Origin of the sequence: Terrabacter sp. RAF57 (assembly GCF_052113925.1) — a bacterium.
In the GTDB taxonomy this organism is placed as follows: domain Bacteria; phylum Actinomycetota; class Actinomycetes; order Actinomycetales; family Dermatophilaceae; genus Terrabacter.
Genome location: NZ_JBFRDT010000009.1, coordinates 15678 through 29720, shown reverse-complemented (window position 1 = coordinate 29720; position 14043 = coordinate 15678). Strand labels below are relative to the sequence as shown.

Here is a 14043-nt window from a genome sequence, read left to right as displayed (position 1 = left end):
GGACGCAACTGCCGCACCGACCTCGTGGTCGGCGCGGCAGTCGTGTCCGTGCTCGCGGGCCCACGTGGGCCCGTGACGGCTCAGCTCGTGGGACCCCCGTCCGCCGGCACCGCGGAGTCGGGCGTCGGGACGCCGGGTCCGCCGGCCGGGCCGGGCGCACCGGCCCCGACAGTCGCCATCTCGGGCATGCCGTCCGCAGCGCCGGGTGCCCCCGCCGTCTCGTCGAGGTCGGCCGCGGCACCCGCGAACTGGGCGGCATACAACGTCGCGTAGGCGCCGCCGGTCGCGAGCAGCTCGGCGTGCGTGCCCTTCTCGACGATGCGTCCGTCCTCCATGACGAGGATGAGGTCGGCGTCGCGGATCGTCGACAGGCGGTGCGCGATGACGAAGCTCGTCCGGTCGGACCGCAGCGCCGCCATGGCGTGCTGGACGAGCAGCTCGGTGCGCGTGTCGACCGAGCTCGTGGCCTCGTCGAGGATGAGCAGCGCCGGGTCGGAGAGGAACGCGCGCGCGATCGTGACGAGCTGCTTCTCGCCGGCCGAGATGTTGGACGCCTCGTCGTCGAGCACGGTGTCGTAGCCGTCGGGCAGGGAGTGGACGAAGCGGTCGACGTAGGTCGCCTTGGCGGCCGCGATGACCTCCTCGTCGGTGGCGCCGGGACGGCCGTACGCGATGTTGTCGCGGATCGTGCCGCCGAAGAGCCACGTGTCCTGCAGCACCATGCCGATCCGCGCGCGCAGGTCGTGGCGGGTCAGGTCGCGGATGTCGACGCCGTCGAGGGTGATGCGTCCACCGTCGAGCTCGTAGAACCGCATGATGAGGTTGACGAGCGTCGTCTTGCCGGCGCCGGTCGGACCGACGATGGCGACCGTCTGACCGGGTTGCACCGACAGGTCGAGGTCCTCGATGAGCGGCTTCTCGGACGTGTAGGAGAAGGCGACCGACTCGAAGGCGACGGCTCCGTGCGGGTCGTCGATGCGGGACGGTGTGGCGGCGTCGGGCTCCTGCTCGTCGGCGTCGAGCACCTCGAAGACGCGCTCGGCCGAGGCCACGCCGGACTGGAGCACGTTGGCCATCGACGCGACCTGCGTCAGCGGCTGCGTGAACTGCCGGGAGTACTGGATGAAGGCCTGGACGTCACCGAGACTCATCGTGCCCGACGCGACGCGGAGGCCACCCACGACGGCGATCGCGACGTAGTTGAGGTTCCCGACGAACATCATGACCGGCATGATGATGCCGCTGATGAACTGGGCGCCGAAGGATGCCTCGAAGAGCTCGTCGTTCTTCTGCTTGAAGTTCGCCTGGGTCTCCTTCTGGCGGCCGTAGACCTTGACGAGCCCGTGCCCGGTGAAGGTCTCCTCGACGATGCCGTTGAGCTCACCCGTGTTGCGCCACTGCTGGATGAAGAGCTTCTGCGAGCGCTTGGCGATGAGTGCCGTCACGACGATCGAGATCGGGATGGAGACGAGCGCGATGAGCGCGAGCTCACAGGAGATCCAGAACATGATGCCCAGCACGGCGACGACCGTGAGCAGCGACGTGAGCAGCTGCGACATCGTCTGCTGCAGGGACTGGCCGACGTTGTCGATGTCGTTGGTGACGCGGCTCAGCAGCTCACCGCGGGGCTGGTTGTCGAAGTACGGGAGGGGCAGCCGGTTGAGCTTGGCCTCGACCTCCAGGCGCAGGTCGTACATCGTGCGCTGGAGGACGCCCTGGAGGATCCATCCCTGGATCCACATGAGCAGCGACGCGGCGACGAAGAGCGCGACGACGACCAGCAGCACGCGAGCGAGGGCGTCGAAGTCGATGCCCACACCCGGGGTGAAGTCGACGTTGCTCAGCAGGTCGGCATACGTCGTCTGTCCCTGCGCACGCAGGCTGTCGACGACCTGCTCCTTGGTGGTGCCGGGCGGCGCCTCGATGGTGCTGCCGATGGCACCGGCGAAGATGAGGTCGGTCGCGCGCCCGAGGATCTTCGGCCCGATCGAGCTGAGCGCGACGCTCGCGACGGCCAGCACGAGGACGACGACGACCTTGACGCGGTGCGGCCGCAGCCGACCGAGCAGGCGCTTGGCCGACGGGCCGAAGTTGAGCGACTTCTCGCCCGGCTGGCCCATCTGCATGTGGGGTGGGCCGCCCCGGCGTGCGGGTCCGCGGCGGACCTCTGCGGCCTTCTCCTCGGCCGTCTTGACTCCCTCGGCCATCAGGCCGCCTCCTCCGCGCTGCGCTGGGACTCGACGATCTCCTGATAGGTGACGCAGGAGTCGAGGAGCTGGTCGTGCGTGCCCTGGCCGACGACGCGGCCGTCCTCGAGCACGATGATGTGGTCGGCGTCCACGATGGTCGAGACGCGCTGGGCCACGATGACGACGGTGCTGCCCACCGTGGCGGGCCGCAGGGCCCGGCGCAGGCGCGCGTCGGTCGACAGGTCGAGGGCCGAGAACGAGTCGTCGAACAGGTAGATGTCGGGGCGCTTGACGACGGCCCGGGCGATGGCGAGACGCTGTCGCTGGCCGCCGGAGACGTTGGTGCCGCCCTGCGCGATGGCCGAGTCGAGCCCACCCATCGCCTCGACGAAGTCCTGGCCCTGCGCGATGCGCAGGGCGTCCCACAGCTCGTCGTCGGTGGCGTCGGGGTTGCCGTAGCGCAGGTTGGTCGCGACCGTGCCGCTGAAGAGGTAGGGCTTCTGCGGGACGAGCCCGATCTTGCTCCACAGGTCGTCGAGCTCGAGGTCGCGCACGTCCACGCCACCGACCCGCACCTTGCCCGCGGACGCGTCGAAGAGACGCGGGATCAGGCCGAGGAGCGTCGTCTTGCCGGCACCCGTCGAGCCGATGATGGCCGTCGTGCGACCCGGGTCGGCCCGGAAGCTGACGTCGTGCAGCACGGCCGCCTCGGCGCCCGGGTAGTGGAAGTCGACACCGGCGAGCTCGAGGCCCGCGGCGGCGGGCGCCATCCTCAGGGGCTGCACGGACTCGACGACGGACGACTCGGTGTCGAGGACCTCCTGGATGCGGCCGGACGAGACCGCGGCACGCGGGATCATCGTGGCCATGAAGGTCGCCATCATGACGGCCATGAGGATCTGGACGAGGTAGGACAGGAAGGCCGTCAGCTCGCCGATCTGCATGTCACCGGACGCGATGCGGTGCCCGCCGAACCACATGACGGCCACGGTCGAGAGGTTGAAGATGACCATGACGATCGGGAAGACGAGCGCCATGAGGCGTCCGACCTGGAGGCCGGCGTTGGTCAGCAGGCCGTTGGCCTCGGCGAAGCGGGCMTCCTCGTGCTCCTCGCGGACGAAGGCGCGCACGACGCGGATGCCGGTGATCTGCTCGCGCATGACGCGGTTGACCCCGTCGAGCGAGGTCTGCATCCGCCCGAACCACGGCACCATCCGGGAGATGACGAGGCCGACGACGAGGCCGAGCAGGGGCACTGCGACGGCGACGAGCCAGGACAGCCCGACGTCTTCGCGCAGGGCCATGATGATGCCGCCGACCATCATGATCGGCGTCGTGACGAGCAGGGCGAAGCCCATGAAGACGACCATCTGGACCTGGGTCACGTCGTTGGTGCTGCGCGAGATGAGCGTCGGGGCCCCGAAGCGCGTCACCTCCTGCGCCGAGAAGTCGACGACCGTGCCGAAGACGTTGCCGCGGATGTCGCGGCCCATCCCCATCGCGACGCGGGCCGCGAGGAAGGTGGCGGCGATCGACGCGGCGATCTGCACGAGGCTGACGGCGAGCATGATGCCGCCGTGGCTGATGATGAAGGCCGTGTCGCCCTTGGCGACGCCCTGGTCGATGATCTCGCCGTTGAGGCTCGGCAGGTAGAGCGAAGCCATGGTGCTGACGAGCTGGGCCAGGCAGATGAGCACGATCTGGCCCGAGTAGGGACGCAGGTGACTGCGGAGCAGTCGGATCAGCATGTCGGTGCCTTTCGGTGCGCGACGGGTGGTGTGGTGTCGCTCGGGAACGCTAGGGACTCACGCGGGGTGAGGGTCAACTGGTGTTTCACGGCCGCGACCCCTCGTCGGCGGCGAGCACCCGCGGGTCGCCGCCGAGCTGCGCGTGGAGCTCGGCGATCGACAGGCCGCTCTCTGTGGTGCTCGGCCGCCGCATCAGGCCGAAGAGGACGGTGTCGACGATCTCCTCGGGGGTCAGGACCTGTCCGTCGGCGATGCCGGGGTGGCTGCCCGAGAAGGTGAGCAGCCGGATCCGGTGGACGAGGTCGGCGGCCGGGACGACGAGCAGGTCATCGTCGTGGACCAGGTGGTGGATGGTCTCGAGGAGGGGCTGGTGCGCGGCGACGTGCTCCTCCTCCTCGTCCGCGTGCCCGCGCAGGTGCCGCCCCGCGTCGTAGCAGGCCTGGTGCGGTCCGCGGTTGGGCGGCTGGCTCAGGCCCAGGGCACCCATGAGGCCGAAGACCTCGGTGAAGCGCAGCTGCATGATGCGGGTGAAGTCGACGAGCCGGTCCCGGAGCGATCCCTCGGGGTCGATGGCCGAGATGCGGCGCCGGACGGGGGCCGGACAGAACGCCGCCTGCACGGCCTCCTTCTCGAGGACCTCCTTGGTCGGGAAGACCCGGAAGATCGTGCCCTCGGCAACGCCGGCCTCCTGGGCGATCTCGCTCGTCGTCGGCTTGCGCCCCTCACGGTGGGCGAGCCGGACGAAGACCTCGATGAGGGCGTCCCGGCGGTCGTCGGGGTTCATCGGGGCCGCCCGCTGACCGGGTCGCTGGCCCTCCACACGTGTCGACACGCTGTCCATCATGAATGAGTGAGCGCTCACTCACAAGTGGTTTGGCGAGACCAGCCCCCGGGTCGGCCCGCGCACGTCAGACGAGCAGCCCGTCTGCCATGAGGTCGCGCACCTGCGGGAGCACCTCCGCGCGCACGTCGGCGGCGTCGAGCCCGAGCACCGTCGCGATGGCGTCGAGCGCCGCCCCCGCCGTCAGCTCGCCCTCGGCCACGCCGAGGTATGCCGCCAGCAGCGTCCCCGCGCGGACGACGCGTCCCAGCCCTCCGCCCTGCCGGACGAGGATGACACTCGGGTCCTCGGCACCCGGGACCCCGTGCCGCTCCTCGGTCACGTCGGGGGCGCACGACCACGCGACGTCGAGGACGTCCTCGTCGGAGTGCTCGGCGAGCCACGTCCGGGCCCGCAGCCCCGCATCGATCGCCGGTCCCATCGGGGCGGCGACGGGCCCGTGCGCCTCGTCGAGGGAGCGCCACGTGCCGCGGTCGGCGGCCGGCCGCTGGAGCGTGACGACCCCGAACCCGACGTGCTCGACATCGCGCGAGGCGAAGTCACGCAGCCACGCGGCATACATCAGCGAGTGGGCCTCGCTGCCGGGCTGGGCACCGCCGTCGCGGGCCCACAGCTCGGCGTACTCGGCGGGGTCCTGCGACTCGCGCTGGATGACCCAGGCGTCGAGGGCGATCCCGTCCCGGGCCTGCTCGTCGAGCCAGTCACCCCAGACGTCGCGCCACGTGCGCCCGGCCGGGACCTCCCAGTTGCCGAGGAACTGGGCGACGCCTCCGGGCTCGAGCACCGAGCCGACCTGGCGCACGAGGGAGCGGACGAGGGTGTCACCCGCGCGACCACCGTCGCGGTACTCGTAGAGCGGCACACCCTCGTCGCGGGGTGTGATGACGAAGGGCGGGTTGCTGACGACGAGCGAGAACTCCTGCCCCGCAACGGGATCGAGCAGATCTCCGGAGAGCAGCTGGACGTCGGGGACCGCACCCACGCCTTCGGAGGCAGCGAGCGCGAGGTTGAAGCCGGCATACGCGAGCGCCCGCTCCGAGATGTCGGTGGCGACGATCGCGCCGACGTGGCCGGTCAGGTGCAGGGCCTGCACGCCGCAGCCGGTGCCGAGGTCGAGCGCGCGGTCGACCGGACGCCGGACGGTCCACGACGCGAGCGTCGTCGAGGCGCCGCCGATGCCGAGCACGTGGTCGGGACGCAGGGRCCCACCGAGGACGAGCTCGGAGAGGTCGGAGGCGACCCACCAGTCGTGGGCGTCGTCGCCGTACGGGCGCAGGTCGCACGTCGCGACGACGTCGCGCTCGGGCGGCGCCCACCGGTCGGCGGYGAAGCCGGCGCGGCCGCCCTCGAGGCGCACGAGCCCGAGGCGTACCGCCCCCTCGACCCCGAGCGAGGGCAGGGCGGCGCCGAGGGCCGACGCGCGCACGGGTCGACCGAGGGTGAAGAGGCGCACGAGGACGCCGCACGCATCGTCCACCGACGTGGCTGAGGACTCCGTCGCGAGGAGTGCCGGCAGCGGCTGCTCACGGTGCAGGGCCGCGGACGCCACCGGGCCGAGCCGGTCGGCGATGCCGTCGACGGTGAAACGAGCCGCCGAGAGGTCGGCACGCAGCAGCGCGACGAGGGACCGATCGACGACGGGGGTGTCGTTCAGGACCCCTCGCCCGGCGCGCTCGCCCCGGCCACGCTCGCGGCGAGCGCCGCGTCGAGGGTCGGGTGGATCTCGAAGACCTTGTCGAGACCGGTGATGGAGAAGACCTTGAGGACGCGGTCGTCGGTGCCGACGAGGCGCATCGAACCGCCCCGCGTTCGGGTGAGCTTGAGCCGCCCGACGAGCACCCCGAGCCCCGTCGAGTCGAGGAAGGTCACGTCCGTGAGGTCGACGACGAGCTGCGTGCGCCCGCTCTGGATCTGTTCGTCGAGCTTCTCGCGCACGAGTGGCGCGGTGTAGACGTCGATCTCGCCGCCGAGGTGCACCACGGTCTGCTCGCCGTGGTCGGCTCGGGTGATCGAGAGATCCACCTGTGCCCCTTCCTTGTGCCCACACGTGCACAGCTTCTGGTCGCGGGTTGCGCGGGTCCGGTCCTGACGTCGTGCTGACCGTTCTCCATCCGTCACGTTCCCCCCGCGTGACCGACCGCGCAGTAACATGCCCCGCTCGTCGGTTACCGTACCCCGACGGCATACGGTTGCTCCACATGAACGGGGAGTCAGCGCCCGCGGGACCCGTGCCGGAGGACCTTCTGCGCACGCTCGTCGGCGACCATCCCGAGCGTCTCGTGCACGTGCACGAGGTGCCCGCTCGCCGTGCTGTGCTCGGGGAGTGGCCCGAATGGGTCGACCCGGCGCTCCTCGGCTCCCTCCTCGCCTCCGGCATCGAGGCACCCTGGTCGCACCAGGTCGAGGTGGCACAGGCCGCGCACGCCGGCCGGCACGTCGTCGTCAGCACGGGGACGGCCTCCGGGAAGAGCCTCGGCTACCACCTGCCGATGCTCAGCGACATCATCGCCGGGGCGGGCGCACCGAACGGGCGCGGTGCCACCGGGCTCTACCTCTCCCCCACCAAGGCGCTCGCCGCCGACCAGCTGAGCCGCATCGACCGGCTCGCGCTGCCCGCGGTGCGCCCGGCGACCTACGACGGCGACACCCCCACCGACGAGCGGCGCTGGATCCGCGACCACGCCAACCTCGTGCTCACCAACCCCGACCTGCTGCACCACTCCCTGCTGCCCGGGCACGAGCGGTGGAGCTCGTTCCTGCGGGCGCTGCGCTACGTCGTCGTCGACGAGTGCCACGTCTACAAGGGCGTTTTCGGGGCCCACATGGCAGCGGTGCTGCGACGGCTGCGGCGGGTCGCCGCGCGCTACCGCTCCGAGCCGACCTTCGTCTTCGCGTCCGCCACTGTGGCCGAGCCGGAGGAGCACGCCTCCCGACTCCTCGGTATGCCGGTGACCCCGGTGACGCGGGACGGCTCGCCCCGCGCGTCGATGACGTTCGCCCTCTGGGAGCCCCCGCTGCTCGTCGACGAGACCGGGCAGCCGTCGCGAGTCAGCACCATCACCGAGACGGGCGAGCTGCTCGCCGGGTGCGTGCGCGAGCACGTGCAGACGGTGGCGTTCGCGCGGTCGCGGGCCGGCGTCGAGGTCGTGGCGCGGATCGCCAAGGAGCGGGTGCCCGTCACGGACGAGCACCGGGTCGCCGCCTACCGCGGCGGCTACCTCCCGGAGGAACGACGCGAGCTCGAGCGGTCCCTGCGCGCGAAGGAGCTGCTCGGCCTCGCGGCCACGAACGCCCTCGAGCTCGGCGTCGACGTGAGCGGCCTCGACGCCGTGCTGCTCGCGGGATGGCCGGGCACGCTGTCGTCGCTGTGGCAGCAGGCCGGGCGGGCCGGCCGCTCCGGAGAGCGGTCGCTGGCCGTGCTCGTCGCCGCCGACGACCCGCTCGACACGTTCGTCGTGCACCACCCGGAGGCGATCTTCGGCCGCGGCATCGAGGCCACCGTCGTCGACCCCGACAACCCGCACGTGCTCGGTCCCCACCTGGCCGCGGCGGCCGCTGAGCTGCCGGTGACCGAGGCCGACGTCGAGATCTTCGGGCCGCAGACGCGCGTGCTGCTCGACGCGCTCGTCGCCCGCGGCATCCTCAAGAAGCGGCCGCGGGGCTGGTTCTGGGGGCGTGAGGACCGGCCGGCCGACCACCTGTCGCTGCGTGGGGCCGGCGAGCCCGTGCGGATCATCGAGACCCGGACCGGGCGCGTCGTCGGCACCGTCGACGACTCGAGCGCGCACTCGCAGGTGCACACCGGCGCCGTGCACCTGCACCAGGGCCAGACGTGGGTGATCACCGAGCTCGACCTCGACGACCATGCCGCCTTCGCGGTGCGCGGTGACCCCGGCTGGACGACCCAGGCGCAGTCGGTCAGCGACTTCCAGATCGTCCACGAGACCGAGCACGAGGAGTGGGGGCCACTCCGGTGCTCGTTCGGCCACGTGACAGTGCGCCACCAGGTCACCTCGTTCCTGCGCCGCCTGCCCGGCGGAGAGGTGCTCGGCGAGCACCCCCTCGACCTGCCGCCCCGGTCGCTCGCGACGAAGGCCGTGTGGTGGACGATGCCCGCCCTGGACCTAGCGGCCGCCGGGGTGGCGGAGGACGGCATACCCGGGGCGGCGCACGCGGCCGAGCACGCCGCCATCGGGATGCTCCCGCTCTTCGCCACCGCCGACCGCTGGGACATCGGCGGGGTTTCCACCGCACTGCACCCGGACACGGGGCTGCCGACCATCCTCATCTACGACGGACACCCGGGCGGTGCGGGCTTCGCCGAGCGCGGCTACCGACGGATCCGCCCGTGGCTCAGCGCGACCCGCGACGCCATCGACTCGTGCGAGTGCCCGGAGGGCTGCCCGTCGTGCATCCAGTCGCCCAAGTGCGGCAACGGCAACGAGCCGCTCGACAAACGCGGCGCCGTGGCCCTGCTCGACCTCGTCCTGCGTCACGCGGGCCCAGCGGCCGGGGGCGCGCGGTGAACCGGCCACCGGACGGACCCGGACGTCCGGGGCGTCCGGGGCGTCCGGGCCCGTCTCGGCCGCCGCGGGCGTCCGGCCCGTCCGGCCCGTCCGGGTCATCCGGGTCGTCCGGGTCGTCCGGGTCGTCCGACGCGCAGGGTCCTCCGGCGGACGCCGGCGCCGGACCGTGGGTCGGGATCACGGGGGGCGCCGCCGGCCGGCCTGCCCCCTCGGTCGTCGTGCGTGGGACGCTGCGCCGGGTCGAGGTCGAGATGCGGCCTCTCGTGCTGGACGCCGACGACGGGACGACGTGGGAGCTGATGCTCCCGCCCGGGTGGGCGATCGACGCCGAGCCGGGCACCCGGGTGACGGTGAGCGGGGACGCCGCCACCGACTTCGCCACGGTGTCGATGGTGGGGCCGGTGCTGCGCGTGCGCTCCCTGTCTCGAGGCGACTGAGTCCGGCGTCCGTCGGACCGGACCGCGGGGCCGGACCACACTCTGAGACATAATGCCGAGTTATTTGACCAGTAACGCATCGCTATTCGAAACTCCCATGCACCGGATAGGAAAGCAGCCACCCGTCGACTGCCGACCGACCCGGCCCGCCGCACCCCGCGGCGCGACCCCGATCCGGACCGCACCCCTCAGGAGCCCGACATGCGCCGCCCCTCGATCGCCCTCGCCGCCATCGCCGTCACCGCGACCCTCGGTCTGACCGCGTGTGCCGGTGGCGGGGCCAGCGACACCGCCGCGGGACCGGGCACCGCAGCCGCCGCCGCGACGAGCACCATCAACCTCTACGCGTATGCCGTCCCGAAGGTGGGCTTCGACGTCGTCATCCCGGCCTTCCAGAAGACGAAGGCCGGTCAGGGCGTGCAGTTCCAGCAGAGCTACGGCGCCTCGGGCGACCAGAGTCGCAAGGTCGCTGCCGGCGCCGAGGCGGACTTCGTCAACTTCTCGGTCGAGCCCGACATCACGCGCCTCGTCGATTCCGGGCTCGTGGACCCGAACTGGAATGCCAACGAGCACAAGGGAATTCCCTTCGGCTCCGTCGTGACGATCGTCGTGCGCAAGGGCAACCCCAAGGGCATCAAGGACTGGGACGACCTGCTCAAGCCCGGCCTCGAGGTCGTCACGCCCAACCCGTTCTCGTCCGGCTCGGCCAAGTGGAACCTCCTCGCCCCGTACGCCGCCAAGAGCAACGGCGGCGTCGACAAGGCTGCCGGCCTCGCGTACGTCTCGGCGCTCGTCAAGGACCACGTGAAGGTCCAGCCGAAGTCGGGTCGCGAGGCCACCGAGACGTTCCTGCAGGGCAGCGGCGACGTGCTCCTCAGCTACGAGAACGAGGCCCTCTTCATCGAGAAGAACGGCGACCCCGTCGAGCACGTGACCCCGCCCACGACGTTCAAGATCGAGAACCCCGCCGCCGTGCTCAAGGGCAGCAAGAACCTCGCCACGGCCACGGCGTTCAACGACTACCTCTACACGCCGGAGGCGCAGAAGCTCCTCGCCGAGGCAGGCTTCCGTCCCGTCGACCCGAGCGTCGCCCAGGAGTACGCCTCGAAGTTCCCCGCCCCGACGAAGCTCTGGACCATCGCCGACCTCGGTGGCTGGAAGACCGTCGACAGCACGCTCTTCAAGAAGGACGTCGGTGACATCGCCAAGATCTACGACCAGGCGACCCAGTGACGTCTGACACCGACCAGCAGCGCAGGGGCCCGCATCCGGAGACGGACGCGGCGCCCCTGCCGCCGCGTCCGGGCGCGACCGCGCCGGACGGCATACGTCCTCGGGGCGACGACGCGCCCCACGGTGCGGGGTCCGGTGGCGCGGCGCGACGCACACGCCACGGCAAGGGCCTGAGGGGGTTGCGCCGACCGCTCGGCATCGGCATCGTCACGCTGTGGCTCAGCGTCATCGTCCTGCTGCCGCTCGCGGCGCTGACCGTCGCGGCGTTCGACGAGGGCCTGGCCGGGTTCTGGGAGGCGGTCACCGCGCCCGCCGCGCTCGCGTCCCTCTGGGTGACCGTGCTCGTGTCGGCCGTCGTGGCGCTCATCAACGCCGTGCTCGGCACGCTCGTCGCGTGGGTGCTCGTGCGCGACGAGTTCCGCGGCAAGCGGTTCGTCAACGCCGTCATCGACCTGCCGTTCGCGCTGCCGACGATCGTCGCCAGCATCGTGCTGCTCTCCCTCTACGGGCCCAACAGCCCCATCGGTGTCGAGCTCAACGCGACGCGCTGGGGGCTCGTCGTCGCGCTGCTCTTCGTCACCTTGCCGTTCGTCATCCGCTCGGTGCAGCCCGTCCTCATCGAGGCCGACCGCGAGGTCGAGGAGGCTGCGGCCTCCCTCGGAGCCACGACCTGGACGACGTTCCGCCGCATCGTGCTGCCGACCCTCGCTCCGGCGATCCTCAGCGGCACCGGACTCGCCTTCGCCCGCGCGATCGGCGAGTACGGCTCGGTCGTGCTCATCGGCGGCAACATCCCCCGCGAGACCCAGGTGGCCTCGCAGTACATCCAGCAGCAGATCGAGATCGACCGACCGCTCAACGCGGCCGCGGTCTCGGTCGCGCTGCTCGCCATCGCCTTCGTCACGCTGCTGCTGCTGCGCGTCGTGTCGAGCCGCAGCCAGCGGCGCGAGGAGCGTGACGCATGAGGGTCTCCCGGGGCACCCGTCTGTCGCTGCGCGTCGTCGCGCTCGGCTACCTCTTCGTGCTGCTCGCCGTGCCGATCGGCGTCATCCTCTGGCGCACCTTCGAGCCGGGGCTCTCGGAGTTCATCGCCTCGATCTCGACACCGGCAGCGAAGTCGGCGCTCAACCTGTCGCTGCTCATCGTGGCGATCACCGTCCCGGTCAACGTCGTCTTCGGCGTCGCGACCGCCCTCACGCTCGTGCGCGGACGCTTCCGCGGACGAGGGCTGCTGCAGGCCGTGGTCGACCTGCCGTTCGCGGTGTCACCGATCGTCGTCGGCGTCTCGCTCATCATGCTGTGGGGCGCGGGCGGGTGGTTCGGTGCGCTCGACCGGGCCGGCTTCCAGGTCATCTTCGGCATCCCGGGCATGGTGCTCGCGACGATCTTCGTGACACTGCCGTTCGTCGTGCGCGAGGTGGAGCCGGTGCTCCACGAGATCGGCCAGGAGCAGGAGCAGGCCGCCTCGACGCTCGGGGCCAACGGGTGGCAGACGTTCTGGCGCATCACCCTCCCGGCGATCCGGTGGGGCCTGACCTACGGCGTCGTGCTGACGGTCGCGCGGGCCCTCGGCGAGTTCGGCGCGGTCATCATGGTGAGCTCCGGCTTCCCCGGGGTCTCGCAGACCCTGACGCTCCTCGTGCACTCCCGCTACATCGACGACCACAACACCTACGGCGCGTATGCAGCCGCCACCCTGCTCATGGGCATCGCGCTCGTCGTGCTGCTGCTCATGACCCTGCTCGACCGCAAGAGGAGCGACCGATGATCACCGTCACCAGCGCCCGCAAGGACTACGGCTCGTTCACCGCGCTCGACGACGTGAGCCTCGACATCCCGAGCGGCTCGCTCACCGCGCTGCTCGGACCGAGCGGCTCCGGCAAGTCGACCCTGCTGCGCGCGATCGCCGGCCTCGAGGAGCTCGACTCCGGCACCGTGACGATCGAGGGCCGCGACGTCACGGACGAGCCGCCGCAGCGGCGCGGGATCGGCTTCGTCTTCCAGCACTACGCCGCGTTCAAGCACATGACCGTCCGCGACAACGTCGCCTTCGGACTGACGATCCGCAAGCGCCCCAAGTCCGAGACGGCCAAGAAGGTCGACGAGCTGCTCGAGATCGTCGGGCTCGACGGCTTCCAGCACCGCTATCCGGCGCAGCTCTCCGGCGGTCAGCGCCAGCGGATGGCGCTCGCCCGGGCTCTCGCAGTGGACCCGCAGGTGCTGCTGCTCGACGAGCCCTTCGGCGCCCTCGACGCGAAGGTGCGCACCGACCTGCGCCAGTGGCTGCGCCGGCTGCACGACGAGGTGCACGTGACGACGGTGCTCGTGACGCACGACCAGGAGGAGGCGCTCGACGTCGCCGACCGGATCGCCGTGCTCAACAAGGGACGCATCGAGCAGGTCGGCGACCCCGTCACGCTCTACGAGCGCCCCGCCAACGACTTCGTCATGGGCTTCCTCGGCTCGGTCGCGCACCTCGGCGGGCAGCTCGTGCGACCGCACGACATCGCGCTCGAGCGCGACCGCGCGACGGCGCTCGTCCTCGACGCCAAGGTGCCCGACTCCCCCGGGGTCATCGACGCCGTCGTCGAGCGGGTCGTGCCCCTCGGCTTCGAGGTCAGGGTCGACCTGCGGGCCGACTCGGGCGAGCGGTTCGCCGCGCAGATCACCCGGCGCGACGCCGCCGAGCTGCAGCTGCGGGAGGGGGAGACGATCCACGCGCGCGCCGTCGGGCGCTCGAGCGTCGTCGACCACGACCCGGCCCTCGCGATCTGAGGCCCGAGCGTCCAGGTCCGCTGGACCAACGTGGGACAGATCTCGCACGGGCGCGGACGACGGCATAACGTATGCCGTGAAGCCCCTCTCGTCGCCGAGCGACGCGGGCGGGCAGCTCGGGTCACCGAGTGAACTGAGGCGGCGAGGGGACGACACCTCGCCGCCTCAGTCACACCCGGTGCGTCGCCACCCGTCGAGTGGCCCCGTCGTCACACCCGCACCGTCGAGTGGCCCCGTCGTCACACCCCGATGCTTCGCGACCCATCGAGTGGTCACGTCCCCACTTCTTGTCGT

At 71.4% G+C, this 14043-nt stretch carries 11 protein-coding genes; 6 read left to right on the top strand and 5 right to left on the bottom strand.

Going from position 1 to position 14043, the window contains the following annotated elements:
- Positions 1-80: 80 nt before the first annotated feature.
- The 5 genes from AB4Y83_RS12145 to AB4Y83_RS12125 form a co-directional block, all read right to left on the bottom strand.
- Positions 81-2207 (bottom strand): ABC transporter ATP-binding protein, encoded by a 2127-nt coding sequence (locus AB4Y83_RS12145; RefSeq protein WP_442297036.1) that lies wholly within the window; start codon positions 2205-2207, stop codon positions 81-83.
- Complete coding sequence (locus tag AB4Y83_RS12140; RefSeq protein ID WP_442297035.1) at positions 2207-3937, bottom strand: ABC transporter ATP-binding protein; 1731 nt, start codon at positions 3935-3937, stop codon at positions 2207-2209. Before AB4Y83_RS12140 ends, AB4Y83_RS12145 begins: the two co-directional genes overlap by 1 nt.
- Before the next feature lie 85 nt (positions 3938-4022).
- Complete coding sequence (locus AB4Y83_RS12135) at positions 4023-4769, bottom strand: TetR/AcrR family transcriptional regulator (protein ID WP_442275811.1); 747 nt, start codon at positions 4767-4769, stop codon at positions 4023-4025.
- Between the two features lie 76 nt (positions 4770-4845).
- Positions 4846-6432: a DUF7059 domain-containing protein gene (locus AB4Y83_RS12130; protein WP_442297080.1), complete on the bottom strand. Its 1587-nt coding sequence runs from the start codon at positions 6430-6432 to the stop codon at positions 4846-4848.
- Positions 6429-6800, bottom strand: a complete 372-nt coding sequence (locus AB4Y83_RS12125; RefSeq protein ID WP_020145193.1) for an anti-sigma factor antagonist — start codon at positions 6798-6800, stop codon at positions 6429-6431. The genes AB4Y83_RS12130 and AB4Y83_RS12125 overlap by 4 nt, the downstream gene beginning before the upstream one ends.
- Positions 6801-6976: 176 nt before the next feature.
- On the opposite strand from AB4Y83_RS12125, the gene AB4Y83_RS12120 reads away from it, so the two are divergent.
- The 6 genes from AB4Y83_RS12120 to AB4Y83_RS12095 all read left to right on the top strand — a co-directional run bounded on the left by AB4Y83_RS12120 (position 6977) and on the right by AB4Y83_RS12095 (position 13749).
- Positions 6977-9304 (top strand): DEAD/DEAH box helicase, encoded by a 2328-nt coding sequence (locus AB4Y83_RS12120; protein ID WP_442297034.1) that lies wholly within the window; start codon positions 6977-6979, stop codon positions 9302-9304.
- Positions 9305-9522: 218 nt separating this feature from the next.
- Positions 9523-9741, top strand: coding sequence for a DUF5818 domain-containing protein (locus AB4Y83_RS12115; RefSeq protein ID WP_442297033.1), 219 nt, complete (start codon positions 9523-9525; stop codon positions 9739-9741).
- 201 nt (positions 9742-9942) lie between these two features.
- On the top strand, positions 9943-10974 hold the full coding sequence (locus AB4Y83_RS12110; protein ID WP_442297032.1) for a sulfate ABC transporter substrate-binding protein: 1032 nt from the start codon (positions 9943-9945) through the stop codon (positions 10972-10974).
- Complete coding sequence (gene cysT / locus AB4Y83_RS12105; protein ID WP_442275807.1) at positions 10971-11939, top strand: sulfate ABC transporter permease subunit CysT; 969 nt, start codon at positions 10971-10973, stop codon at positions 11937-11939. Before AB4Y83_RS12110 ends, cysT begins: the two co-directional genes overlap by 4 nt.
- Complete coding sequence (gene cysW / locus AB4Y83_RS12100; protein ID WP_442275806.1) at positions 11936-12742, top strand: sulfate ABC transporter permease subunit CysW; 807 nt, start codon at positions 11936-11938, stop codon at positions 12740-12742. Before cysT ends, cysW begins: the two co-directional genes overlap by 4 nt.
- Positions 12739-13749 (top strand): sulfate/molybdate ABC transporter ATP-binding protein, encoded by a 1011-nt coding sequence (locus AB4Y83_RS12095; protein WP_442297031.1) that lies wholly within the window; start codon positions 12739-12741, stop codon positions 13747-13749. Before cysW ends, AB4Y83_RS12095 begins: the two co-directional genes overlap by 4 nt.
- Positions 13750-14043: the final 294 nt, after the last annotated feature.

Excerpts from the sequence above, each read along its gene's own strand:
- cysW (WP_442275806.1), top strand. The coding sequence starts at position 11,936 with ATGAGGGTCTCCCGGGGCACCCGTCTGTCGCTGCGCGTCGTCGCGCTC.
- AB4Y83_RS12095 (WP_442297031.1), top strand. The coding sequence starts at position 12,739 with ATGATCACCGTCACCAGCGCCCGCAAGGACTACGGCTCGTTCACCGCG.
- AB4Y83_RS12110 (WP_442297032.1), top strand. The coding sequence starts at position 9,943 with ATGCGCCGCCCCTCGATCGCCCTCGCCGCCATCGCCGTCACCGCGACC.
- AB4Y83_RS12120 (WP_442297034.1), top strand. The coding sequence starts at position 6,977 with ATGAACGGGGAGTCAGCGCCCGCGGGACCCGTGCCGGAGGACCTTCTG.
- AB4Y83_RS12145 (WP_442297036.1), bottom strand. The coding sequence starts at position 2,207 with ATGGCCGAGGGAGTCAAGACGGCCGAGGAGAAGGCCGCAGAGGTCCGC.